We start from the raw sequence: 22,557 nt of genomic DNA on the forward strand, positions 1-22,557 counted from the left end.
GACATGATCGCAACGCCCGCCCGGCCCATCCACCCGTTTCGGCTCGCGAACTTCCGCGCCTACTGGCTGTCGCGCTTCACCGGCACGATCGCGCTGAGTTCCATGTCGATCGTGATCGGCTGGCAGGTGTACAACATCGCGCGCGAGACGATGCCGATCAAGGAAGCCGCGTTCCTGCTCGGCATGATCGGCTTCGCCCAGTTCGTCCCGCTGTTCCTCCTGACGCCGATCGTCGGGCTGGTGGCCGATACGGTGGATCGCCGCTGGATCGTGCGCGCCACCACCTTGCTGTTGCTGGCGACGGCGGGAACTCTTGGCCTGCTGACGCTCTCCGGCAGCCTGTCGCTGGTCGCGCTGTTCGGGGCAGCGGTGGCGTTCGGGATCGCGCGGGCGTTTTCGGGGCCGGCCTATTCGGCGCTCGCCCCCAATCTCGTGCCGCGCGAGAGCCTGCCGACCGCGATCGCGGTCAGCTCCATCGCATGGCAGGTGGGCACGATCGCCGGGCCGAGCGTCGGCGGCATCCTCTACGCGATCCACCCCGATGTGGCGTACGGCACGGCGACCCTGCTCTTCGCGGTCGCGCTGCTGATGATCTTTCTGATCGGCCCCGTGCCGCAGCCGCCGGTCGAGAAGGATCACCGTCCGCTCGCCCGGATCGTCGAGGGCTTCGCCTATGTCCGCCACAACCGGCTGGTGCTGGCGACGATCACGCTCGATCTCTTCGCGGTGCTGCTGGCCGGATCGAGTGCGCTGCTGCCGGTGTTCGCGCGCGACATCCTGCACGTCGGCTCGCGCGGGCTTGGCATCCTGGCCGCCGGCATGGGGATCGGCGCGGCGACGACGGCGATCTGGTTCTCGGTGCGGCCAATGACGGTCGATGTCGGCCGCAAGATGCTGGCCGCGGTGATCGTGTTCGGCGCGGCCATCCTCACCTTCGGTCTGTCGCGCTCGTTCGGGCTGAGCCTTGCCGCGCTGATCGTGGCGGGCTGTGCGGACATGGTGTCGGTCTATGTCCGCCAGTCGCTGATCCAGCTTCACACCCCCGACGCGATGCGCGGGCGGGTGAGCGCGGTGTCGCAGCTCACCATCTCGGCGTCGAACGAGCTGGGCGAGGCCGAAAGCGGCCTCCTCGCCAGCCTGCTCGGCCCGGTGGGGGCGGTGGTGTTCGGCGGTGTCGGCGCGATCGTGGTGACGCTCGCCTGGTCCCGCCTGTTCCCGGAACTGAAGGCGGCGCGGAGCTTTGATCCGCCAGCGGAACCCGAATTTCCTGCCCAGAACGGAGTCTCGGTGCCATGAAGGCCAACACCATCCTGGAGACGATCGGCAACACGCCGCACGTCCGCCTGTCCAAGCTGTTCCCGGACTCGGAGGTTTGGATCAAGTCCGAACGCTCCAATCCCGGTGGATCGATCAAGGACCGGATCGCGCTGGCGATGATCGAGGCGGCGGAAGCCGATGGCCGTTTGAAGCCCGGCGGCACGATCATCGAACCGACCAGCGGCAACACCGGGGTGGGCCTCGCCATGGTCGCCGCGGTGAAGGGCTATAAGCTCGTCCTCGTCATGCCCGAAAGCATGAGCATCGAGCGCCGCCGCCTGATGCTGGCTTATGGCGCACGCTTCGACCTGACTCCGCGCGAAAAGGGCATGAAGGGCGCGATCGAACGCGCGCTTCAGCTGGTGGAGGAAACCCCCAGGGCCTGGATGCCGCAGCAGTTCGAGAATCCGGCGAACATCGACGTTCACGTCCACACCACGGCGCGGGAAATCCTTGCCGATTTCGCCGATACGCCGATCGACGTGCTCATCACGGGCGTCGGCACGGGCGGCCACATCACCGGCGTCGCCGAGACCCTGAAGAAGAGCTGGCCGGGGCTGAAGGTGTTCGCGGTCGAGCCCGCCGCCTCCCCGGTGATCGCCGGCGGCCAGCCGGGGCCCCACCCGATTCAGGGCATCGGTGCGGGCTTCATCCCGGCCAATCTCCACACCCAGGCGCTCGACGGCGTGATCGAGGTGGACGCCGCGGTCGCCAAGGACATGGCACGCCGCTCCGCCACCGAGGAAGGCATGCTGGTCGGCATCTCGTCGGGCGCGACGCTGGCCGCGATCCTGCAGAAGCTGCCCGACCTGCCCGACGACGTCCGCGTCCTGGGCTTCAACTACGATACCGGGGAGCGGTATCTGTCGGTGCCCGACTTCCTGCCCGAAAGTTGATGCGTCGCATCGATGCGGTGCCCGTCGCGATCGCTGCGCTGGCGGTGATCGCGCCGACCATCGTCGTCACCCATCCGCCGGCGATACCCGATCGCATCGTCCGGCCGGCCGCGCTGCCGAAGCGCCGGATCGTGCCGATGGCCGAGGTGCCGCCGGTCGAGCCGGTGGCGTTCATCGACATGTCGCCCGACGAAGCGCGCGCGTATAATGCGGACGTGCCCTTCTCGACCGAGCCGAACCCCGCCGCGCGCCCTTTCCGGATGAGCGGGCCGCCCGAGGCGCAAGCGCGCGCGACCGACTGCCTCGCGGCGGCGGTGGTCTATGAGGCGGGGGACGATGCGGAGGGCGAGCGCGCGGTGGCACAGGTGGTGCTCAACCGGCTGCGCCACCCGGCCTTTCCAAAGACCGTGTGCGGCGTGGTGTTCCAGGGGCAGGAGCGCAGCACCGGTTGCCAGTTCACTTTCGCCTGCGATGGCGCGCTCGATCGCTGGCATCCGTCGGATGCGGCATGGCGCCGGGCGCGCGAGGTGGCGCACGCGGCGCTGGCCGGATCGGTCGACCGGCCGGTGGGCTATGCCACGCATTACCATACCGATTGGGTGGTGCCCTATTGGCAGTCCAGCCTCGACAAGATCGCGGCGGTCCACACGCATCTGTTCTTTCGCTGGGCCGGCTGGTGGGGCACGCCGCCCGCGTTCAACCGTCAGGTCAGCAGCGACGAGCCGGTGATCGCGCATCTGGCCGCCCTATCCGAGGCGCACCGCACCGCCACCGAGATCGCCGGCGCGGACGACCTGCCCGTGAGCGGCGACGGCGAGGCGGTGCTGCCGACCGACTCCGATCCCGACGCCTTCCTGCTGCTGCTGCCGGCTGGCCAGCCCGCCGATTCGTACAAGGCGATGGCACTGCGCCTGTGCGGCATCCGCGCGCATTGCCAGGTGATGGGCTGGACCGATCCCGCGCTCGTTGCGACCGCGCTGCCGCTGACGGCGGAACAGGTCTCGACGCTCGCCTTCAGCTATCTCCACGATCGGCCGAGCGGGTATGACAAGGCGCTGTGGAACTGCCAGACGGTGCGCCGCGCCAACCCCGCCGAATGCATGAAGCGCCAGACGGTGCTGCCGAACGCCGCCGCCACACCGGCTCCGGATCTGGGCGGGGTCCGGCGCAAATCCACGATCGAGCCTCCGCCGACGAATAGCCAGGCGCCCGAATAGATCGGGATGCCGCTACGTCGATCCTCGAGCGCGATCGGTTCGTGCTTCGACAAGCTCAGCCTGAACGGAGCAAGGCTTCGACCGTCACGGCCCTCGTCCGCCATCGGACGAGGGCCGCGAGGCGTCAGGCCGCCATGAACATCTCGGGCGGCAGCGCCATCAGTGCCTCCGCGCCGCCCTCGATCTGGCGGCGCAGCGAACCCGCCTGCGGCATGATCCGCTCCGCGAAATAGCGCGCGGTGACGAGCTTGGCGTCGAGGAACGCGGCATCGCCCTCGCCCGCCGCCTTCAGCCTGGCCGCCGCCGTCGCCATGCGCAGCCACATCACGCCCACCGCGACGATCCCCATCAGGTGCATGTACGGCACCGCACCCGCACCCACATTGTCGGGATTCTTCATGCCGTTGGCCATGAACCACATCGTCGCCGCCTGAAGCTGGCCATTGGCCTTTTCCAGTGCCGCGGCGAAGTCGGCGGTCGCCGGCTCGGCCTTGCCGGCCGCGACGTCGTCCGCCACCACCTTGAAGAACGCCTGCACCGCGCGACCGCCATTCTGTGCCAGCTTGCGACCGACCAGATCCATCGCCTGCACGCCGTTGGTGCCTTCGTAGATCATCGCGATCCGCGCATCGCGGACATATTGCTCCATGCCCCATTCGGCGATGTAGCCATGGCCGCCATAGACCTGCTGCGCGTTGGTCGCGACCTCATAGCCCTTGTCGGTGCCGACGCCCTTGATGACCGGCGTCAGCAGACCGATCAGGTCGGACGCCATCTGGCGATCCTCCTCGCTCGATGCGGCATGTTCGAGATCGACCTGGAGCGCACCCCACAGGCAAAGCGCGCGCAGCCCCTCCGTCCAGGCCTTCGCGTCCATCAGCATGCGGCGGATATCGGGATGGACGAACAGCGTGTCGGCCTTTTCGCCCGGCTCCTTGGGGCCGGTGAGCGCGCGACCCTGGCGGCGGTCCTGCGCATATTGCACCGCATTCTGGTACGCGGTCTCGGCGACGCCCAGGCCCTGCAGCCCGACGCCCAGCCGCGCTGCGTTCATCATGATGAACATCGCGGCGAGGCCCTTCATCTCCTCGCCGACCAGCCAGCCGGTGGCGCCGTCATAGTTCATCACGCAGGTGGAATTGGCGTGAATGCCCATCTTGTGCTCGATCGAGCCGCACGACACGCCGTTGCGCGCGCCGGGATTGCCGTCGGCATCGACGAGGAACTTGGGCACGACGAAGAGCGAGATGCCCTTCGAACTGTCCGGCGCGCCCGGCGTCTTGGCGAGGACGAGATGGATGATGTTGCTCGTAAGGTCGTGCTCGCCCGACGAAATGAAGATCTTGGTGCCGGTGATCGCATAGGAGCCGTCCGCCTGCGGCTCGGCCTTGGTGCGGATCAGGCCCAGATCGGTGCCGCATTGCGGCTCGGTCAGGTTCATCGTGCCGCCCCATTCGCCCGACACCATCTTGGGCACGTACATCGCCTGCTGCTCGGGCGTGCCTTTCGCGATCAGCGCGGCGATCGCGCCGTGCGTCAGGCCCGGATACATGGCGAAAGCCATGTTGGCCGAGATCATATATTCCTGGAACGCGGTCGAGACGACGTGCGGCATGCCCTGGCCGCCGAGCGCCTCGGGCGCGCTGAGCGTGCCCCAGCCCGATTCGATGAACTGCGCATAGGCGGCCTTGAAGCCCTCGGGCGTGGTCACGCTGCCGTCGTCGTGGCGCGTGCAGCCCTGCTGGTCGCCCGACTGGTTGAGCGGGAACAGCACTTCGGCGACGAAGCGGCCGCCTTCCTCCAGCACCGCATCGACCACGTCGGGCGTGGCGGCGGCGAATCCCTCCAAGTTCGAATGCTGCGCGAGCCCGACGACATGTTCTAGGATGAAACGCGTGTCGCGGATGGGGGGCGTATATTGGGGCATGCGATCAATGTCCTTGGATGTCGTGGCTGCGGCCGGCTTCGAGCACGGCGATGAACCCGGTGAGTTCGGCGATGGCGGCGTCGATGTCGTGCTTCTGCGATTCGAGCAGCGCAACGCGGTCGCGGCACCGGTCGATCGCGGCCTGACGCTGCGTCCGGCGACCGTCGCCGAGATCGTAGAGATCGATCATCGCGCGGATGTCGCCGAGCGAGAATCCGACGCGCTTGCCGCGCAGGATCCAGGCGAGGCGCGCGCGGTCGCGGTGCGAATAGATCCGCGCGGTGCCGCGCCGCTCGGGCGCGATCAGCCCCTCGTCCTCATAGAAGCGAAGCGCGCGTGCGGTGATGCCGAATTCCGCCGAGAGATCGGATATGGTGAAATTCGCGCGATCGGGCCGCGGCGGAACGACAGCATGGGCGACAGCGACAGCCATGAGCCGCTCTCTACCTACCCTTTACGTCAACGTCAACCGCCGCAAAGCGCGCGACCGGCACCATCGTGCAGCGTCGCCGCCTCGGCGAGCGACGCGCTCACCCGATCGACCGCCATCGCCGCGAGCGACGCGCGGCCTCCGCACAGCGCGTCGCATTCGGGCGGAACCTCGGGCGGAAGGACGATCCGTTCGCCATCGAAGGTCGCACGGATCCGGCAGTCGCCGAAGACCATGTCGAGCCGCGATCCCGAGCGGCGCAGCGTGCCCGATGCGGCGCAACTCTGCCCCTCGCCATAATCGACCAGCGCACCGACTCGCGTGGCGGTGGCGCCAGAGCCCATCACGCAGAGCCGATCGGTGCCGCGTGCCCAAGACCCCGCGATCGAGCCCGCCGGATCGGCGACCAGCCCCGCCGAAACCGCCGCCGCCTCCAGTCGTGCGCCGGGCGAATCGGATGCGGCGGGCGCTGCCGGCTTCGCGCAGCCCGCGAGCAGCAGCCCCAGCGCCAGCGCACGTCTCATATCGGCGCGAGGCCGTCGCCGTCGATCCGCCGGTAGAAGCAGCTCGCCGCCCCGGTGTGGCAGGCGGGGCCCGCGGGTTCGACGATCACCCACAGCGCATCCTGGTCGCAATCGATCCGCATCTCGATCACGCGCATGACATGGCCCGACGTTTCGCCCTTCTTCCAGAGCCGCCCGCGGCTGCGCGACCAGAAGACCGCCTCGCCGCTCGCACGGGTAGCGGCGAACGCTTCGGCGTTCATGTGCGCCACCATCAGCAGGGCGCCGGCCGCATCCGTCAAAACGGCGGTGATGAGCCCGGCCGCGTCATAGCGGGGATCGAGGACGAGGCCGGTGTCGCGCGGATCGGTCATGCCGCCTCCTAGCAGCCAAGCCGATGTTGCGTAACCATGACAAGGTAGCGACAAACCCGCATCGCCCCCCTATATGGCGCTCGCACGCTGCGGACGGGTTATCCATGCTGACCACACATCCTTTCGATGACGACAAGCTCCGCGAGGAGTGCGGGATATTCGGCGTTTCCGCCACCGAAGGCGCCGCGGCGCTGGTGGCGCTGGGGCTTCACGCGCTGCAGCACCGGGGCCAGGAGGCCGCGGGCATCACCACCTTCGACGGCGCGCACTTCCACACGCACCGCGCGATGGGGCATGTGGCGGGCAATTTCGACCGCGACGACGTGATCCGCGCGCTGCCGGGCACGGTCGCTTGCGGCCATGTCCGCTATTCGACCACGGGCGAGACGGCGCTGCGCAACGTGCAACCGCTCTACGCCGACCTTGCCACCGGCGGCTTCGCGATCGCGCACAATGGCAACATCTCGAATGCCATGCGGCTGCGGCGCGAACTGGTGCGGCGCGGATCGATCTTTCAGTCGACCAGCGATACCGAGACGATCATCCATCTCGTCGCCACCAGCAACTACCGCACGCTGATGGACCGCTTCATCGACGCGCTGAAGCAGATCGAGGGTGCCTATTCGCTGATCGTGATGACGCCCGAAGGCATGATCGCCTGCCGCGATCCGCTCGGCATCCGTCCGCTCGTGATGGGCCGGTTGGACGATGCGGTGATCTTCGCCAGCGAGACGGTCGCGCTCGACGTGGTCGGCGCGACGTTCGAGCGTTCGGTCGAACCCGGCGAACTCATCATCGTGCAGGGCAGCGAGATCCGCTCGATCCGCCCGTTCGCGCCGATGGCGCCGCGGCCGTGCATCTTCGAATGGGTCTACTTCTCGCGCCCCGATTCGATCGACAGCGATCGCTCGGTGTACGACGTGCGCAAGGCGATCGGCGCGCAGCTCGCGATCGAGTCGCCGGTCGAGGCGGACCTCACCATCCCCGTTCCCGATTCGGGCGTGCCCGCAGCGATCGGCTATGCGCAGCAATCGGGCATCCCGTTCGAACTCGGCATCATCCGCTCGCATTATGTCGGGCGTACGTTCATCTCGCCCGGCGACAAGGTCCGCCATCTGGGCGTCAAGCTGAAGCACAATGCCAACCGTGCGCTCATCAAAGGCAAGCGGATCGTGCTGATCGACGATTCGATCGTCCGCGGCACCACCAGCCTGAAGATCGTGCAGATGATGCGCGATGCCGGCGCGGCCGAGGTGCATATGCGGATCGCCAGCCCGCCGACGCGGCATAGCTGCTTCTACGGCGTCGACACGCCCGAGCGCGCCAAGCTGCTGGCGGCCAAACTCGATCTCGGCGGCATGACCGACTTCATCCATGCCGACAGCCTGTCCTTCGTGTCGATCGACGGGCTCTACAAGGCGCTGGGCGAGGCCAAGCGCGCCGATATCCGCCCGAAATATTGCGATGCCTGCTTCACCGGCGACTATCCGACCACGCTGACGGATCAGGACGAGAGCGCCGATGTCGACCAGTTCGCGATGCTCGAAGAGCGCGTGATCTGAACAAAGGGCAAAGCGCATGACCGAAAATCCTCTCGCCGGCCGCCTCGCGCTCGTCACCGGCGCCAGCCGCGGCATCGGCGCCGCGACCGCACGCGCGCTGGGCGCGATGGGCGCGCATGTCGTGCTCACCGCGCGCACCGCGGGCGGGCTGGAGGAGGTGGAGGAGGCGATCCACGCCGCGGGCGGCTCCGCCACGATCGCCCCGCTCGACCTGACCGAGCCCGAGAGCATCGCCCGGCTCGCCACCGCGATCGAGGATCGTTGGCAGGCGCTGGACGTGCTGGTGCTGAACGCCGCGCAACTCGGCTCGCTATCGGCGGTGCCCGCCATCGATCCCAAGGAAATGGCGCGCGTGCTGACGCTCAACGTGAGCGCGCAGGCGGCAATGATCGCGGCATTCGACCCACTGCTCCGTCGGTCCACCCTGGCCCGCGTGATCGGCGTGACGTCGAGCGTCGGCCGCAAGCCGCGCGCGTTTTGGGGCTCATACGGCGCATCCAAGGCGGCGTTCGAGGCGCTGCTGCTCGCTTACGGCGATGAGATGGCCGAAATCAGCGCGATCCGGGTCGCGCTCGTCGATCCCGGCGCGACGCGCACCGCGATGCGTGCGCGCGCCTATCCGGGCGAGGAGCCGCGTTCGGTCAAGCCGCCCGAAGTGGTGGGCGACCGGATCGCGGCGCTGGCGATCGAAGGCTATGCCGACGGCCATTTCGAGCGCGTCGGTTAGGCCTTCACCAGCGTGACCTGCGCGACGTCGATCCCGCCGCCGCGAAAACCGCCCTCGCAATACATCAGGTAATAGCGCCACAGCGCCACGAACCGCGCGTCGAACCGGGCGGGCAGCCGCCCCTGGTCGACGGCCGCATCGAAGCGCCGACGCCATTCCAGCAGCGTCTCGGCATAATCGAGGCCGAAGCCGTGCCGGTCCGTCCAGGTGAGGCCACGCGCCTCGGCGAGCGCGTGGAAGCGGCTTTCGGACAGCAGCATGCCACCCGGAAACACATAGCGCTGGATGAAGTCGACCCCGTCCGCATAGGCCGGGAAAACGTCGTCGGCGATCGCGATATACTGGATGGCGGCCCGGCCGCCGGGCTTCAGCACGCGCGCGATGGTGTCGAGATAGGCCCCCCAATAGGCCTGCCCCACCGCCTCGACCATCTCGATGCTGGCCACCGCGTCGTAGATGCCGTCCGCGTCGCGATAGTCGGTGAGGCCGATCGTGACGCCCGGCAGCGCGAGCGCCTCGACCTGCGCCTTCTGCTCGGTCGAGAGCGTCAGCCCGTGGACGTGGCGGCCGCTCTGCGACGCCAGCGCCGCGAACGAACCCCAGCCGCAGCCGATCTCGAGGATCCGTTCGCCAGCGCGCGTGGCGGTGCGATCGAGGATCGCCTGGAGCTTGCGGCGCTGCGCGGCCTCGAGCGTCTCGCCGGGCGCGAAGAGCGCGCTTGAATAAGTGAGGCTCGGATCCAGCCATTCGCGGTAGAAATCATTGCCGAGGTCGTAATGCGCGGCGATGTTGCGCCGCGCGCCGCGGCGATGGTTGCGGCGCAGATGGTGCCAGCCGCGCGCCGCCAGCCGGACGAACCCGCCCGCACGCGCCGCGCCGCCCAGCGACACGCGGTTGCGCATGAACAGGTCGAACAGCGGCACCGGATCGGGGCTCGACCAGTCGCCCGCCGCCCAGCCCTCGTACCAGCCGACCGATCCGCCGCTCGCCAGCCGGACGAGCGCGCGCCAGCGATGGACGTGCACCACCGGGATCGGCCCCGCGCGGCGCCCGCCCAGCAGCCGCTGCGTGCCGTCGGGCAGGCTCGCCTCGATCCCGCCTTCGGCCAGCCCGGCGTCGATCCGGTCGAGCAACCGGTGGAAGACGGGCGCCACCGCGCGCGCGACGGCACTGCCCCGGTCATCCGGCGTGATGGTGGAAGGCGCGTTCATCGCGGGCGCTCATGCAACAGAGCCCGGCGGTAGGAAAGTGGCTAACGCACCGCGCGGCCCGCCTCCAGCGCGCGCTCGCGGCCTTCGCGGTGGCCGATGATCTTGGCCGGATAGGCGGGCGGCCGGCATCCGGCGGCATCGGGATCGTGGATCGCGTCGCCGCGCACCGCCTTCAGCTCGGGCAACCATTCGCGGACATAGTCGCCCGCATCGAATTTCTCCGACTGGACCAGCGGCGCCATGATCCGCCCGAACATGTTGGAGTCGACGCCGGTGCCCGCGACCCATTGCCAGTTGACGCTGTTGTTGCCGTAGTCGGCGTCGATCAGGCAATCCCAGAACCAGCGTTCGCCCTCGCGCCAGTCGATCAGCAGATGCTTCACCAGGAAGCTCGCGGTAATCATCCGCACCCGGTTGTGCATCCAGCCGGTGGCCCAGAGCTGGCGCATCCCGGCATCGACGATCGGATAGCCGGTTCGCCCCCGCTGCCACGCCTTCAGATCGGCCTTGGCGGCCGCGTCGTCGCGCCAGGGCAGCCGATCGAATTTGGGCCGGCCGTTCGCGTCCGCATAATCGGGCATCGCCATCACCACGCCGTCGGTGAAGTCGCGCCATGCCAGTTCCTTGCGGAACGTCGCCGCGCCTTGGCTGCGGCTGTCGATCGCATGCCACACGGTGCGCGGGCTCACCTCGCCGAAATGGAGATGCGGCGAGAGGCGCGACGTGCCTTCCTCGGCCGGCATGTTGCGCGCCTCGTCATACGCGTCGATCCGCCCGGCGAGATCGCGGAGCGCCGCATCCGCCGCGGCCTCGCCCGCGGTCCATTCGGCAAAGCCCTTCGCCCAATCGGGCCTGGTCGGCAGCAGCCGCCATGACGTCAGCCGCTCGCTCGTCGGCCAATGTTTCGGGCCCGGAACATGGTCGGGCGCGGGCAGCGGCGCATCGGGCGGCATGTGCGTGGAGAGCGCCTTCCAGAAGGAGGAATAGATCTTGAACGGCGCCCCCGATCCGGTGACGATATCCTCGATCCGCGTAAGATGATTGCCGTCATGGCGGATCAACGCGTCGCCCAGCGCATCCTCGGCCTTGCGCCACCAGGGCTCGTAATGGCGGATGGCGTGGATGCGGGTGGCTCCCGTCTCGGCCATCAACGCGCGCAGCGTCTCGGCCGCATCGCCGCGCCGCAGGATCAGCTTCGCGCCTTTGTCCTCGAATGCTCCGGCAAGAGCCTCCAGCGCGTGATGGAGATACCAGCGTTGCGCCCCGCCCATACGCCACGCGCCCGGTGCCGCATCGTCGAGGATAAAGACCGGGATCACCGGCCCGTCATGAATTGCGGCGGCGAGGGCAGGCTGATCGTGAAGGCGCAGATCCTGGCGGAGCCAGAGCAGGGACGGTTCGGTCATCCCGCCACTACCCCCGCCCCGGCTCACTTGTTCCGGCGGCGGATTACAGGCCGAACGCCTCGCCGAGCGTCAGGATCGCGGTGACATGGCGGCGGGCGATCGCGAGCGCGTCGTCGCCGTAACCGCCGCCGACGGTGCTCGCGAGCGGAATGCGCCGCGCGCGCGCAAGCCCCGCGACCAGCCGTTCGCGGCGGACGAGCCCGTCGAGCGAGAGCGACAGGCGCCCGAGCCGGTCCTCGGCGAAGGGATCGACGCCTGCCTGATAGAGGATCAGATCGGGCCGCATTGCGTCGACCATCGGCGTGAGCGTCGCCGCCAGGGCTGCCAGATAGGCCTCGTCGCCGATCCCGTCCGCCAGCGGCACGTCGCAGGTCGAGCGCGCCTTCCGCGCAGGGAAATTCTTTTCGGCATGGATGGAATAGGTCGCGATACCCGGCCGACCGGCGAGCAGCGCCGCGGTGCCGTCGCCCTGATGCACGTCGCAATCCACCACCAGCACGCTGGCGGCGTCGCCTTCCTCCACCAGCCGCACCGCCGCGATCGCCAGATCGTTGAAGACGCAATAGCCCGCCCCCGTATCCGCCAGCGCGTGATGGCTGCCGCCCGCGCTGTTCGCGGCGAAACCGTGTTCGAGCGCGAGCCGCGCCGCCGCCCAGGTGCCGCCGGGCACCGCCCGCGCGCGCTCGGCCACCGCCGCCGTCACCGCAAAGCCGATCCGCCGTTCCTTGTCGGGTGGCACGATGGCGGACAGGACCTGCGCGACATAATCGGGATCGTGCACCGCCTCCAGCCAGCGCTGCGGCATCGGCGCGGGCACCGTCCACGCGATCCGATCGCCCTCGCCCAGCAGCAGATCGCGGATCAGCCCGTTCTTGCTCCATTTGTAGGTGCTGCGCGGCGGAGCCGGCGAGACATAGGCGGGATGGTGGACGACGGGGATCACGTCGGACTAGGTAGGCGTTCGACGCCCGAACCCAATGGGCCAACCCGTTGGATGAACTGGAGAGCCCGATGAACGCCACGCCTTACGTCCGCCCCGATGTCGCGGGGTTCCTGGCCTATCTGAACGCCGTGCCCGGGCCCAAGATGCACGAGATGGACGCACCCTCGGCCCGCGCGGTGTACACGGCGATGAAGGACGTGGCGGATCTGCCGCTCGGGGAACTCGCCACCATCGTCGATCTCACGATCCCGGGAAGCGCTGGCGCCATCCCGGCCCGGCTGTTCGACGTGGCGGCGTCGCGCGCGCCGGGGCCGGTGATGCTGTTCTTCCACGGCGGCGGTTTCGTGATCGGCAATATTGAGACCCATGCCAGCCTGTGCGCGGCGATCTCGCGCGCGCTCGACATTCCCGTCGTGTCGGTCGAATATCGGCTCGCGCCCGAAGATCCCTGGCCTGCCGCGCCCGAGGATTGCGAGGCGGCAACGCGCTGGGTGGCGGGCGCACCGGCCGAGCTGGGGCGTGGCGTCACCGGCCTCGTGCTCTGCGGCGACAGCGCGGGTGGCGCGCTGGCGATCACCACGGCGATGGCGCTGCGCGACGAGCCCGCCGCCCTGCCCGTGCTGGTTCAGGCGCTACTCTATCCGGCGGCCGACGCGACGAAGGAATATCCCTCCTACGCGCAGTTCGCCGAGGGCCATCTGCTGACGCGCGAAGGCATGGAATGGTTCATGGCCGCCTATCGCCCCGACGTCACGCACCCGCGCGCTTCGCCCTTGGCGGGTGATCTGTCCGGCCTGCCCGCCGCGGTGGTGATGACCGCGAGCCTCGATCCGATCCGCGACCAGGGCCGCGCCTATGCCGCCGCGCTGATCCAGGCGGGCGTGCCGACGGTGTTTCGCGAGGCGGTGGGCAATGTCCATGGCTTCGCCAATCTGCGTCAGGCGGTGCCGTCGAGCGTGGGCGATACCACCGCGTTCCTCACCGCGCTAAAGGCGGTGATCGTGGAGACCGAGGGCGATCGCACGATGCGCCAGGCGGCGGGCTGACGGCATTGCACGGAGTGAGAGAATGACGATCGATCCGACCAGCCTTCCCTATCGCCCCTGCGCGGGCGTCATGCTGCTGAACCGCGAGGGCCAGGTGTTCGTCGGGCAACGCTGCGACTCGACGCTGGAGGCGTGGCAGATGCCGCAGGGCGGGATCGATCCCGGCGAGGATCCGCTCGACACCGCGATCCGCGAACTGGGCGAGGAGACCGGCATCGCGCCCGACCGGATCGAGCTGATCGCCCAGGCGCCCGGCGAGTTCACCTATGACCTGCCCCCCGAACTCGTCGGCAAGGTGTGGAAGGGCAAGTGGCGCGGCCAGCGTCAGCGCTGGTTCCTCTTCCGCTTCAACGGCACCGACAGCGACGTGAACATCGCGACCAAGCATCCCGAATTCCGCGCCTGGCGGTGGATCGACCCGGCGGAGTTGCCCATGCTCATCGTGCCGTTCAAGCGCGCGCTCTACGAGGACGTGCTCGCCGCTTTCGCACCACATCTCACCGCATCGCCGCATCGCTGACCGGTTTGCACGCCACGATGCCGACGTTAGACAGGCTGGCGTGACTCGTATGTTCGCCGCCCTGCTCATCCTGCCCGTCGCGATGGCGAACGCACCCGCGTCGGATCCGGCGAACGTACCGATCCCCGAGACGATCCGGGCGATGCTCGATGCGGCGCTGGCCAGCGGGAACGAGAGCGACATCGCGACGATCGTCAAATATGCGCGCGCCGCCGATCCGCTGAGCGGCGATGCGGTGCTGGCGGTCGCCGATGCCTGGCGCCACGCGCGCGACGACCAGCGCACCGAGCATATCCGCCAGGCCAATTTCCTCGATCTCTGGTCGGGCAAGGCCGAACTGGGCGGATTCCTGACGACGGGCAGCAGCGAGACCGAGGGCGTGACCGGCGCCGTCTCCGCCACGCGCGAGGGCATTCGCTGGCGCCAGAAATTCCATGGCCAGATCGATTATCAGGAAAGCCTGGGCGTCACGACGCGGCGCCATTTCCTCGCCAGCTACGAGCCCAACTACAAGATCGACGACCGCGCCTATGTCTATGGCGCGACGCAATATGAAAGCGACCGGACGCTGGGTTTCCTCGATCGCTATTCGGCGTCGGTGGGCCTTGGCTACAGCGCGATCAAGCGGCCGGGCATGGCGCTCGATCTCGAACTCGGGCCGGCGTTTCGCGATACGAGCTTCACCGACCAGACCGAACAGGCGAGCCCCGCCGCGCGCGGCACGCTGAACTTCAAATGGCAGTTGACGCCGGGGCTGACCTTCACCCAGGCCGCGTCCGCCTATCTCCAGCGCTATGACAGTTCGCTCGGCGGCACCAGCGCGGTCAGCGCAAAGCTGATCGGCCCCCTGTCGGCGCAGCTGTCGTACAACATTCAGTATGAAAGCGAGCCGCCGATCGGATCGGTGCGCACCAACACCACCAGCCGCGCCGGTCTGGTCTACACCTTCTAGCCGTTCACCTCCATCCGCCGATGCTCTAGGGTCGAGGGATGACGCTCACTCACGCCCACGCGCTCGACCATGCCCGTGCCGCCCCGATGCTCGCGCAGGTGGAGGCCTGGGCGGCGATCAACAGCGGCACGCGCAATCTGGCGGGGCTGGCGACGATGGTGGGTGTGCTGGCGGATGCGTTCGCCGTCCTGCCGGGCGATCTCGCGCTGGTCGATCCCGCTGCGGCCGAACAGGTGGGCGCCGATGGTACGGTCGCGGCGATCGATCATGGGAGGCACCTGCATCTGGTCGTCCGCCCGCAGGCACCGGTGCAAGTGCTGCTGACCGGGCATATGGACACGGTGTATCCCGCGGATCACCCTTTCCAGTCACTCGCCTACACGCCCGAGGGCCATCTGAACGGCCCGGGGGTCGCGGACATGAAGGGCGGCCTCGCGGTGATGCTCGCCGCGCTGTGGGCGCTGGAGACCAGCCCGCTCGCCGAGCGGATCGGCTATGCGGTGGTGATCGGATCGGACGAGGAGACGGGCTCCTTCGCCTCGGCGGGGCTGATCGCCAAGGCCGCCCGCGGCAAGATGGCGGCGCTCACCTACGAACCCGCGCTTGCCGACGGAACGCTGGCGGGCGCACGCGGCGGCACGGGCAATTTCTCGATCGTGGTGCGCGGGCGCAGCGCGCATGCCGGCCGCAACCCGGAGGAGGGCCGCAACGCGATCGTCGCGGCCGCCGATCTCGCGGTGCGGCTCGCCGCGGCCACGTCGCCCGGCCTGTCCGTCAACCCGGCGCGGATCGAGGGCGGCGGCCCCAACAATGTCGTGCCCGATCTGGCGGTGCTGCGCATCAATTTCCGGCCCGCCGATCATGCCGCGATCGTGCGTGCGCAGGCGCATCTGGATGCCGCCACCGCCGCGGTCGCCGCGGCGCACGGCGTAGACATACGCGTCCATGGCAGCTTCAACCGACCACCCAAGCCAATCGACGCGGGCGCCGCGCGGCTGTTCGCGCTGGTGCGCGAAAGCGGCGCCGAGCTGGGCCTCGCCATCGCCTGGCGTGACACCGGCGGGGTGTGCGACGGCAATCTGATCGCCGCGGCGGGCGTGCCGGTGGTCGACACGATGGGCGTGCGCGGCGGCGCGATCCACTCGCCGGACGAGTATCTGATCCCGGAAAGCCTTGCCGAGCGTGCCGCGCTGTCGACCCGCATTCTCCTCCACATCGCCGAAAGGGGCCGGGTTTGACCTTCCGCATCCGGGCCGCGCGCGACGAGGATCTCGCGCACCTCTATGAAATGGCCAAGCTGACGGGTGGCGGCTTCACCAACCTGCCGCCTGATCGCGTAGCGCTGAAGGCCAAGCTCGATCGTAGCCATGCGGCGTTCGCCAGCGACGTCGACAGCATCGCCGACGAACTGTTCGTGCTGGTGCTGGAGAATGCGCAGACCGGCGAGGTGCGCGGCACCTGCCAGATCTTCACGCATGTCGGGCAGTTGCATCCGTTCTACAGCTATCGGCTGGGCACCCTGACGCAGCACAGCCGCGCGCTGTCGCGCACCTTCCGCGCCGAGATGCTGAGCCTCACCACCGATCTCGAGGGATCGAGCGAGGTCGGCGGCCTGTTCCTTCATCCGGGTGAGCGCGCCGGCGGCCTGGGCCTGCTGCTCGCCCGCGCTCGCTATCTGTTCATTCGGGCACACCGCGCGCGGTTCGCCGATCGCGTGCTCGCCGAACTGCGCGGCATCATCGACGAGGCCGGCGGGTCGCCCTTCTGGGACGGGCTGGCAGGGCGGTTCTTCGGCATGAACTTCCAGGACGCGGACCGCTTCAATGCGGTCAACGGCCATCAGTTCATCGCCGACCTGATGCCCAAGCACCCGATCTACACCGCCATGCTGTCCGAGGCGGCGCGGGCCGCGATCGGCCTGCCGCACCCCTCGGGCCGCGCCGCCATGCGGATGCTGGAAAACGAGGGGTTCCGCTTCGAGAATTATATCGACATCTTCGACGGCGGCCCGACGATGACCGCGCGCACCGACCAGGTGAAGGCGATCCGCGATGCTCGGACGGACCGGATCGTGGCGATCGACGACGAGGGCGGCGGCATGGAAGCGCTGGTGGCGACGGGGCGGCTCGCGGCATTCCGCTGCGCCTATGGCCATGTGCGCGCGGCGGACGGGGGCATCATGCTGTCCCGCGCATGCGCCGAGACGCTGGGCGTGGCGGAGGACGAAGCCGTCAGCCATGTGGCGCGGCTATGAGCCTCGTCGAGATCAACTTCGACGGGATCGTCGGCCCGACGCACAATTATGCTGGGCTGAGCCCCGGCAATCTGGCCGCCACCGCGCATGCCGGCGCCGTCTCCCACCCCCGCGCCGCCGCGCTTCAGGGCGTCGCCAAGATGCGCGCGGCGCTCGACCTGGGGCTGGTGCAGGGCGTTCTGCTTCCCCACCGACGGCCCGATACGGCGTGGCTCGCGCGCCTCGGCGCCGCCCCGGATCGCGCCGCCGGGTTCTGGGCGATGGCGAGTTCGGCCTCGGCGATGTGGGCCGCCAACGCCGCCACCGTCTCCCCCGCGCCCGATACCGGCGACGGCCTCTGCCATCTGAGCGTCGCCAATCTCGTCACCATGCCGCACCGCTCGCACGAATGGCCCGAGACGCTCGCCCAGCTCCGGCTCGCCTTCGCCGACGATCGCCACTTCGCGGTTCACGCGCCGGTGCCGCCCTGTTTCGGCGACGAGGGCGCGGCCAACCATATGCGGCTGGCGCCCGCGCACGGCGCACCGGGCGTCGAGATCTTCGTGCACGGCATCCCCGGCGGACGCTTTCCCGCCCGCCAGCACCGCGAAGCCGGCGCGGCGATCGCACGCCGCCACGGGCTCGATCCCGCGCGAACGCTCCATGTGGCGCAGGCGCCCGAGGCGATCGCCGCCGGCGCGTTCCACAACGACGTCGTCGCGGTCGCCAACGAACAGGTGCTGTTCACGCACGAACAGGCCTTTGCCGATCGCCATCACCTGTACGACGCGCTGCGAGACCGGCTGCCCTCGGTCGCGATCGTCGAGGTGCCCGCGGCGGCGATCAGCCTGGCCGACGCGATCGGCAGCTATCTGTTCAACGCCCAGCTCGTCACGCGGCGAGAAGGCGGCATGGCGCTGGTGCTGCCCACTGAAGCGCGCGACCGGCCGCATGTCTGGCGCTGGCTCGAAACGCTCGTGGCGGGCAACGGCCCGATCCGCGAACTCGTCGCCGTGGACGTGCGCGAGTCGATGGCGAATGGCGGCGGCCCCGCCTGCCTGCGGCTGCGCGTGGTGTGCGATCCCGCCACCGTCGATCCGCGCTTTCTGGTCGATCATGCCAAGCTCGACCGGATCGCCACCGTGATCGCCGCGCATTGGCCCGAGCGGGTGGATGCCGACGACCATGCCCGGCTGGGCGCCTGGCCCGCCGCGAAGCGAGCCCGCCTCGCGCTGCTGGAGGAGCTGGGGATCGATCCGGCGTCGCTCGACGCCTCCATCAAGGGTGTCGGGTTAATTGACGGGTAACCTTGTTCGTCAACGCGGAACCGGCCCGAAACCGTGGGTGGCACGGTGTGTGCTTAACCAGTTGGCATGGGAATTCGTCTGGCACGCCTGTTCGTCATCAAGACCAAGTTCGAGGCGTTCCTCGTCATCTACGGCCTTGGCGCGGGATCGATCGAGCGCGGGATGCACTATCTGCAGCAATATCCCGGCTATGGCGGCTGGGCACTGTTCGCCTGCTGCCCCGTCGCCGTCTTCATGGCCGGCGCGCGCATCCTCGACTCGGTAGAGCGCGCGGCGCTGGATTGAGCACTCGCCCGCCGCAGCGGCGCGTGGCATGATCGCGCCATGACGATCTCCGACGCCGCTCTCGCCCGAAGTGTCGCAGAGGAAGCCGGCCGGCTGCTCTGCGCGATCCGTCTGCGCGGCGATCTGGAGGGCAAGGCGCTCGGCGCGGCTGGCGACGCGGAAGCCAATGCGGCGATCCTCGCGCGGCTCCGTGCCGAGCGGCCGGGCGACCATATCCTGTCCGAAGAAGCGGGCGACGATCGGCGGCGTTGCGCGCACAGCCGGGTGTGGATCGTCGATCCGCTGGACGGCACGCGCGAATATGCGGAGGGCCGCGCGGACTGGGCGGTCCATGTGGCGCTGGCGATCGACGGTGCGGCCCAGATCGGCGCGGTGGCGCTGCCCGCGACCGGGACGGTCTTCGCGACGGACGATGCGCGCGTGCCGCATGGTCCCCTTCCCGCCCGCCCGCGGATGGTCGTCAGCCGCTCGCGCCCGCCCGAGATTGCGTTGCGGGTGGCCGAGGCGATCGGGGCGGAGACGATCGCGATGGGCTCGGCGGGGGCAAAGGCGATGGCGGTCGTGGCGGGTGATGCCGAGATCTATCTCCACGATGGCGGTCAGTTCGAATGGGACAATTGCGCGCCGGTGGCGGTCGCGCTGGCGGCGGGGTTCCACGCGTCGCGGATCGACGGCCGCCCGCTCGTGTACAATTGCGCCGACCCGCTGCTGCCCGATCTGCTGATCTGCCGCCCGGAGCTTGCGGCGCAGGTGCTGGCGGCGATCGCCGCCGGCTGATCGTTCTTGCTATGTTCCGGCGGAGTGCTATTCTCGCCGCATGGCCAGAATTCGTCCCGTCCGCGGCGCGACGCTCAACCACGCGAGCGCGCGGTTCGCCTTGCCGCGCACCGAACCGGATGGCGACTGGGCCGATGCGCGTGAGGATCTGGACGGCGCGCCGCCGCCGGTGCGCACCATGGTCACCGTGGAGCATCCGCGGACGATCATCAGCCGCAACGCCTCGCCCGACATCGGCTTCGATCGTTCGATCAATCCGTACCGTGGCTGCGAACATGGCTGCATCTATTGCTTCGCCCGCCCGACACATGCCTATCTCGACCTGTCGCCGGGCGTGGACTTCGAAAGCCGCCTGTTCGCGAAGCCGGATGCGCCCGATCTCCTGCGCGCCGAACTTGCCAAGCCCGGCTATGCGGTCGCGCCGATCGCGCTGGGCACGAACACCGATCCCTATCAGCCGATCGAGGCGGAGTGGCGCATCACGCGGGCGCTGATCGCGATCCTCGCCGAGACGAACCACCCGCTGACCATCACCACCAAATCGGATCGGGTGGTGCGCGATCTCGATCTTCTGGTGCCGATGGCGGAAAAGGGCCTCGTCTCGGTCGCGATCTCGGTGACCTCGCTCGACCGCCAGCTCGCCGCCACGCTCGAGCCGCGCGCGCCGACGCCCGAACGCCGGCTGGCGGCGGTGCGGCGCCTCGTCGATGGGGGCATCCCGACGCATGTCGCGATCGCGCCCGTGATCCCCGCCATCACCGATCACGAGATCGAGCATCTGGTCGAGCGTGCCGCGCAGGCCGGCGCACGTGGCTGTTTCTTCATTCCCGTCCGCCTGCCGCACGAGGTCGCACCGCTGTTCCGTGCGTGGCTCGACACGCATTTTCCCGATCGCGCCGCCAAGGTGATGGCGACGATCGCGGCGATGCGTGGCGGGCGGGACAATGATCCGGCCTTCTTCACGCGGATGCGCGGGAGCGGGCCCTGGGCCGAGCTGCTGCAGACGCGGTTCCGCATCGCCTGCCGCCGCCATGGGCTCAACCGCGAACGGCTGAGTCTCCGCACCGACCTGTTCCGACCGCCCACAGGGCCGCAAGGCGAACTGTTCTGAGGAACGCAGCGGGCCGACCGCTCGTTCGAGGCAGGCAGCAAGGAGTGGACATGATGACCGACCCGAACACCGCGCCGACCCCCGATCAGGATGATGAGTCCGTTACCGAGGAATCGGGTGCAGGCTACGGAAACAACGCCGAAAATGGCGGAACGGAAAAGCCTGGCGAGAACGGCATGAACAGCGACCAGCGCTGACGGTCACGCCGCGACGGGGAAGTCCTTATACTGCTCGCGCAGTGCCAGTTTCAGCAACTTCCCCGTCGCGGTATGCGGCAAGGATTCCACGAAGACCACCGCATCGGGCAGCCACCATCGCGCGACATGCCCGGCCAGATGCGCGAGCACATCGGCGTCGGTGACGGTGGCACCCGGCTTTCGCACGACCAGCAGCAGCGGGCGCTCGTCCCATTTGGGATGCGGCAACCCGATCGCGGCGGCTTCCGCCACGCCCGGACAGCCCATCGCGGCATTTTCCAGCTCGACCGAGCTGATCCACTCCCCGCCCGACTTGATGACGTCCTTGGAACGGTCGGTGATCTGCATCGACCCGTCGGGGTGCAGCACCGCCACATCGCCCGTGTCGAACCATCCGTCCGCATCGACCGCGTCGCGCTCAGCCCGGAAATAGCGCTTCACCACCCAGGGCCCGCGCACCTGCAACCGTCCCGAAGCGACGCCGTCGCGCGGCAGCGAGACGCCCGAGTCATCCACGATCCGCAGCTCGATGCCGAACGGGATCTGTCCCTGTTTGCACACCAGGTCGATCTGCGCGGTGGGCGTCATCATATCCCATTCGGGCGGCGGCGATCCGGCGGTCCCGATCGGCGAGGTCTCGGTCATGCCCCAGAGATGCGCCACGCGAACGCCCATGTTCATGATCCGCTCGATCATCGCGCGCGGTGCCGCCGAACCGCCGATCGTCACCTGCTCCAGATAGCGTGGCGCCTCGCCGGTGGCATCGATATGGCCGAACAGCGCGAGCCAGACCGTCGGCACGCCGGCCGAATGCGTCACTCGCTCGGCATTCATCAGCGCACACAGCACCGCGGCATCGTTCACCGCGGACAACACGAACGTGACGCCCGCCAGCGCGCCGGCGAACGGCAGCCCCCAGGCCGCGGCATGGAACATCGGCACCACGGGCAACGCCACCGAGCGCGACGACAGGTTCATGACCGCGGGCGCCACCTCCGCCATCGCATGAAGCAGGGTCGAGCGATGCTCGTAAAGCACGCCCTTGGGATCGCCCGTCGTCCCGCTCGTATAGCAGAGCATGCACGGATCGCGCTCGTCGCCCTCCACCCAAGCGTAATCGCCATCATGGGGCGCGAGGAACGCGTCATACCCATCGGGACCGTCACCATCGAACATCACGAAATGCTCGATCGTCGTCCAGCGGGCGCGGAGCCGTTCGACCAGCGGCGCGAAGGCGCGGTCGTACAGCAGCACGCGGTCTTCGGCATGGTTGGCGATATAGACGAGCTGCTCGTCGAACAGGCGCGGGTTGATCGTGTGCACGATCCCGCCCATCCCGATCACGCCGTACCACGCGGCCAGATGATGCGCATGGTTCATGCCCAGCGTCGCGATCCGGTCGCCCGGCTTCATGCCGAGCGTTTCGAGCGCCTGGGCCAGCCTTCTGGCGTCGTGCGCGATGCCGGCCCAGTTCGTCCGCGTCTCGCGTCCGTCGGCCCAGCGCGTGACGATCGCGCGGCTGCCATGTTCCCGCGCGGCATGATCGATCAGCCGGGGCACCCTGAGTTCGAAATCCTGCATCGCGCCAAGCATCACCATCTCCCGAGCCCGGCCGG

23 protein-coding genes are annotated in these 22,557 nt (G+C 68.9%); 15 read left to right on the top strand and 8 right to left on the bottom strand.

The window, feature by feature from the left end; translation table 11 throughout:
* The first annotated feature begins 3 nt into the window (after positions 1–3).
* The 3 genes from L8H00_RS03370 to L8H00_RS03380 are packed head-to-tail and all read left to right on the top strand — an operon-like array spanning position 4 to position 3,430.
* A complete protein-coding gene (locus L8H00_RS03370) occupies positions 4–1,296 on the top strand; it encodes an MFS transporter (protein ID WP_242095932.1) in 1,293 nt (430 codons plus the stop codon).
* The gene (gene cysK, locus L8H00_RS03375; RefSeq protein ID WP_242095796.1) at positions 1,293–2,213 is read left to right on the top strand and encodes a cysteine synthase A; all 921 of its coding nucleotides are present in this window, start codon (positions 1,293–1,295) and stop codon (positions 2,211–2,213) included. Before L8H00_RS03370 ends, cysK begins: the two co-directional genes overlap by 4 nt.
* Positions 2,213–3,430, top strand: coding sequence for a cell wall hydrolase (locus L8H00_RS03380; protein ID WP_242095797.1), 1,218 nt, complete (start codon positions 2,213–2,215; stop codon positions 3,428–3,430). The genes cysK and L8H00_RS03380 overlap by 1 nt, the downstream gene beginning before the upstream one ends.
* Positions 3,431–3,554: 124 nt before the next feature.
* Here L8H00_RS03380 and L8H00_RS03385 read toward each other — a convergent pair whose 3' ends face one another.
* The 4 genes from L8H00_RS03385 to hisI are packed head-to-tail and all read right to left on the bottom strand — an operon-like array spanning position 3,555 to position 6,664.
* Positions 3,555–5,357 carry an acyl-CoA dehydrogenase C-terminal domain-containing protein gene (locus L8H00_RS03385; protein ID WP_242095798.1) on the bottom strand — a complete coding sequence of 601 codons (1,803 nt, stop codon included), beginning with the start codon at positions 5,355–5,357 and terminating at the stop codon, positions 3,555–3,557.
* 4 nt (positions 5,358–5,361) lie between these two features.
* Entirely contained in the window at positions 5,362–5,790 is a 429-nt protein-coding gene (locus L8H00_RS03390) for a MerR family DNA-binding transcriptional regulator (protein WP_242095799.1), read from the bottom strand.
* 32 nt (positions 5,791–5,822) lie between these two features.
* The gene (locus L8H00_RS03395) at positions 5,823–6,311 is read right to left on the bottom strand and encodes a hypothetical protein (RefSeq protein ID WP_242095800.1); all 489 of its coding nucleotides are present in this window, start codon (positions 6,309–6,311) and stop codon (positions 5,823–5,825) included.
* Complete coding sequence (hisI, locus tag L8H00_RS03400) at positions 6,308–6,664, bottom strand: phosphoribosyl-AMP cyclohydrolase (protein WP_242095801.1); 357 nt, start codon at positions 6,662–6,664, stop codon at positions 6,308–6,310. Before hisI ends, L8H00_RS03395 begins: the two co-directional genes overlap by 4 nt.
* Positions 6,665–6,768: 104 nt before the next feature.
* On the opposite strand from hisI, the gene purF reads away from it, so the two are divergent.
* Positions 6,769–8,226, top strand: a complete 1,458-nt coding sequence (purF, locus tag L8H00_RS03405; RefSeq protein ID WP_242095802.1) for an amidophosphoribosyltransferase — start codon at positions 6,769–6,771, stop codon at positions 8,224–8,226.
* A 16-nt stretch (positions 8,227–8,242) separates the two neighbouring features.
* The gene (locus tag L8H00_RS03410) at positions 8,243–8,953 is read left to right on the top strand and encodes an SDR family NAD(P)-dependent oxidoreductase (RefSeq protein ID WP_242095803.1); all 711 of its coding nucleotides are present in this window, start codon (positions 8,243–8,245) and stop codon (positions 8,951–8,953) included.
* Here the strand turns inward: L8H00_RS03410 and L8H00_RS03415 are convergent.
* From L8H00_RS03415 to L8H00_RS03425, 3 genes are read right to left on the bottom strand one after another with little or no spacing between them, the layout of a single operon-like run.
* A complete protein-coding gene (locus tag L8H00_RS03415) occupies positions 8,950–10,164 on the bottom strand; it encodes a cyclopropane-fatty-acyl-phospholipid synthase family protein (protein ID WP_242095804.1) in 1,215 nt (404 codons plus the stop codon). The genes L8H00_RS03410 and L8H00_RS03415 overlap by 4 nt on opposite strands.
* A gap of 41 nt (positions 10,165–10,205) precedes the next feature.
* Positions 10,206–11,570, bottom strand: coding sequence for a deoxyribodipyrimidine photo-lyase (locus L8H00_RS03420; protein WP_242095805.1), 1,365 nt, complete (start codon positions 11,568–11,570; stop codon positions 10,206–10,208).
* 43 nt (positions 11,571–11,613) lie between these two features.
* Positions 11,614–12,513 (bottom strand): histone deacetylase, encoded by a 900-nt coding sequence (locus L8H00_RS03425; protein WP_242095806.1) that lies wholly within the window; start codon positions 12,511–12,513, stop codon positions 11,614–11,616.
* Positions 12,514–12,581: 68 nt separating this feature from the next.
* On the opposite strand from L8H00_RS03425, the gene L8H00_RS03430 reads away from it, so the two are divergent.
* The 10 genes from L8H00_RS03430 to L8H00_RS03475 all read left to right on the top strand — a co-directional run bounded on the left by L8H00_RS03430 (position 12,582) and on the right by L8H00_RS03475 (position 20,941).
* Positions 12,582–13,559: an alpha/beta hydrolase gene (locus L8H00_RS03430; protein ID WP_242095807.1), complete on the top strand. Its 978-nt coding sequence runs from the start codon at positions 12,582–12,584 to the stop codon at positions 13,557–13,559.
* A 22-nt stretch (positions 13,560–13,581) separates the two neighbouring features.
* A complete protein-coding gene (locus L8H00_RS03435; protein WP_242095808.1) occupies positions 13,582–14,079 on the top strand; it encodes an RNA pyrophosphohydrolase in 498 nt (165 codons plus the stop codon).
* 49 nt (positions 14,080–14,128) lie between these two features.
* Complete coding sequence (locus tag L8H00_RS03440) at positions 14,129–15,031, top strand: DUF481 domain-containing protein (RefSeq protein WP_242095933.1); 903 nt, start codon at positions 14,129–14,131, stop codon at positions 15,029–15,031.
* 38 nt (positions 15,032–15,069) lie between these two features.
* Entirely contained in the window at positions 15,070–16,269 is a 1,200-nt protein-coding gene (locus tag L8H00_RS03445) for a hydrolase (protein WP_242095809.1), read from the top strand.
* The gene (locus tag L8H00_RS03450; protein WP_242095810.1) at positions 16,266–17,285 is read left to right on the top strand and encodes an arginine N-succinyltransferase; all 1,020 of its coding nucleotides are present in this window, start codon (positions 16,266–16,268) and stop codon (positions 17,283–17,285) included. The genes L8H00_RS03445 and L8H00_RS03450 overlap by 4 nt, the downstream gene beginning before the upstream one ends.
* Positions 17,282–18,571: an N-succinylarginine dihydrolase gene (locus tag L8H00_RS03455; protein WP_242095811.1), complete on the top strand. Its 1,290-nt coding sequence runs from the start codon at positions 17,282–17,284 to the stop codon at positions 18,569–18,571. The genes L8H00_RS03450 and L8H00_RS03455 overlap by 4 nt, the downstream gene beginning before the upstream one ends.
* Positions 18,572–18,637: 66 nt before the next feature.
* A complete protein-coding gene (locus L8H00_RS03460) occupies positions 18,638–18,856 on the top strand; it encodes a hypothetical protein (protein ID WP_242095812.1) in 219 nt (72 codons plus the stop codon).
* Positions 18,857–18,895: 39 nt separating this feature from the next.
* Entirely contained in the window at positions 18,896–19,633 is a 738-nt protein-coding gene (locus tag L8H00_RS03465; RefSeq protein ID WP_242095813.1) for a 3'(2'),5'-bisphosphate nucleotidase CysQ, read from the top strand.
* Between the two features lie 40 nt (positions 19,634–19,673).
* A complete protein-coding gene (locus L8H00_RS03470) occupies positions 19,674–20,744 on the top strand; it encodes a PA0069 family radical SAM protein (RefSeq protein ID WP_242095814.1) in 1,071 nt (356 codons plus the stop codon).
* Between the two features lie 53 nt (positions 20,745–20,797).
* Entirely contained in the window at positions 20,798–20,941 is a 144-nt protein-coding gene (locus tag L8H00_RS03475; RefSeq protein ID WP_242095815.1) for a hypothetical protein, read from the top strand.
* 3 nt (positions 20,942–20,944) lie between these two features.
* Here L8H00_RS03475 and L8H00_RS03480 read toward each other — a convergent pair whose 3' ends face one another.
* Positions 20,945–22,534 (bottom strand): long-chain fatty acid--CoA ligase, encoded by a 1,590-nt coding sequence (locus tag L8H00_RS03480; protein ID WP_242095934.1) that lies wholly within the window; start codon positions 22,532–22,534, stop codon positions 20,945–20,947.
* Between the last annotated feature and the right edge of the window lie 23 nt (positions 22,535–22,557).

It is taken from the genome of Sphingomonas sp. CROZ-RG-20F-R02-07 (assembly GCF_022662335.1).
Taxonomy (GTDB): Bacteria; Pseudomonadota; Alphaproteobacteria; order Sphingomonadales; family Sphingomonadaceae; genus Sphingomonas.

Coding starts and splice junctions, on each gene's coding strand:
- L8H00_RS03370 (WP_242095932.1), top strand. CDS start 4: ATGATCGCAACGCCCGCCCGGCCCATCCACCCGTTTCGGCTCGCGAAC.
- cysK (WP_242095796.1), top strand. CDS start 1,293: ATGAAGGCCAACACCATCCTGGAGACGATCGGCAACACGCCGCACGTC.
- L8H00_RS03380 (WP_242095797.1), top strand. CDS start 2,213: ATGCGTCGCATCGATGCGGTGCCCGTCGCGATCGCTGCGCTGGCGGTG.
- L8H00_RS03385 (WP_242095798.1), bottom strand. CDS start 5,357: ATGCCCCAATATACGCCCCCCATCCGCGACACGCGTTTCATCCTAGAA.
- L8H00_RS03390 (WP_242095799.1), bottom strand. CDS start 5,790: ATGGCTGTCGCTGTCGCCCATGCTGTCGTTCCGCCGCGGCCCGATCGC.
- L8H00_RS03395 (WP_242095800.1), bottom strand. CDS start 6,311: ATGAGACGTGCGCTGGCGCTGGGGCTGCTGCTCGCGGGCTGCGCGAAG.
- hisI (WP_242095801.1), bottom strand. CDS start 6,664: ATGACCGATCCGCGCGACACCGGCCTCGTCCTCGATCCCCGCTATGAC.
- purF (WP_242095802.1), top strand. CDS start 6,769: ATGCTGACCACACATCCTTTCGATGACGACAAGCTCCGCGAGGAGTGC.
- L8H00_RS03410 (WP_242095803.1), top strand. CDS start 8,243: ATGACCGAAAATCCTCTCGCCGGCCGCCTCGCGCTCGTCACCGGCGCC.
- L8H00_RS03415 (WP_242095804.1), bottom strand. CDS start 10,164: ATGAACGCGCCTTCCACCATCACGCCGGATGACCGGGGCAGTGCCGTC.
- L8H00_RS03420 (WP_242095805.1), bottom strand. CDS start 11,570: ATGACCGAACCGTCCCTGCTCTGGCTCCGCCAGGATCTGCGCCTTCAC.
- L8H00_RS03430 (WP_242095807.1), top strand. CDS start 12,582: ATGAACGCCACGCCTTACGTCCGCCCCGATGTCGCGGGGTTCCTGGCC.
- L8H00_RS03435 (WP_242095808.1), top strand. CDS start 13,582: ATGACGATCGATCCGACCAGCCTTCCCTATCGCCCCTGCGCGGGCGTC.
- L8H00_RS03440 (WP_242095933.1), top strand. CDS start 14,129: ATGTTCGCCGCCCTGCTCATCCTGCCCGTCGCGATGGCGAACGCACCC.
- L8H00_RS03445 (WP_242095809.1), top strand. CDS start 15,070: ATGACGCTCACTCACGCCCACGCGCTCGACCATGCCCGTGCCGCCCCG.
- L8H00_RS03455 (WP_242095811.1), top strand. CDS start 17,282: ATGAGCCTCGTCGAGATCAACTTCGACGGGATCGTCGGCCCGACGCAC.
- L8H00_RS03460 (WP_242095812.1), top strand. CDS start 18,638: ATGGGAATTCGTCTGGCACGCCTGTTCGTCATCAAGACCAAGTTCGAG.
- L8H00_RS03465 (WP_242095813.1), top strand. CDS start 18,896: ATGACGATCTCCGACGCCGCTCTCGCCCGAAGTGTCGCAGAGGAAGCC.
- L8H00_RS03470 (WP_242095814.1), top strand. CDS start 19,674: ATGGCCAGAATTCGTCCCGTCCGCGGCGCGACGCTCAACCACGCGAGC.
- L8H00_RS03475 (WP_242095815.1), top strand. CDS start 20,798: ATGACCGACCCGAACACCGCGCCGACCCCCGATCAGGATGATGAGTCC.
- L8H00_RS03480 (WP_242095934.1), bottom strand. CDS start 22,534: ATGCTTGGCGCGATGCAGGATTTCGAACTCAGGGTGCCCCGGCTGATC.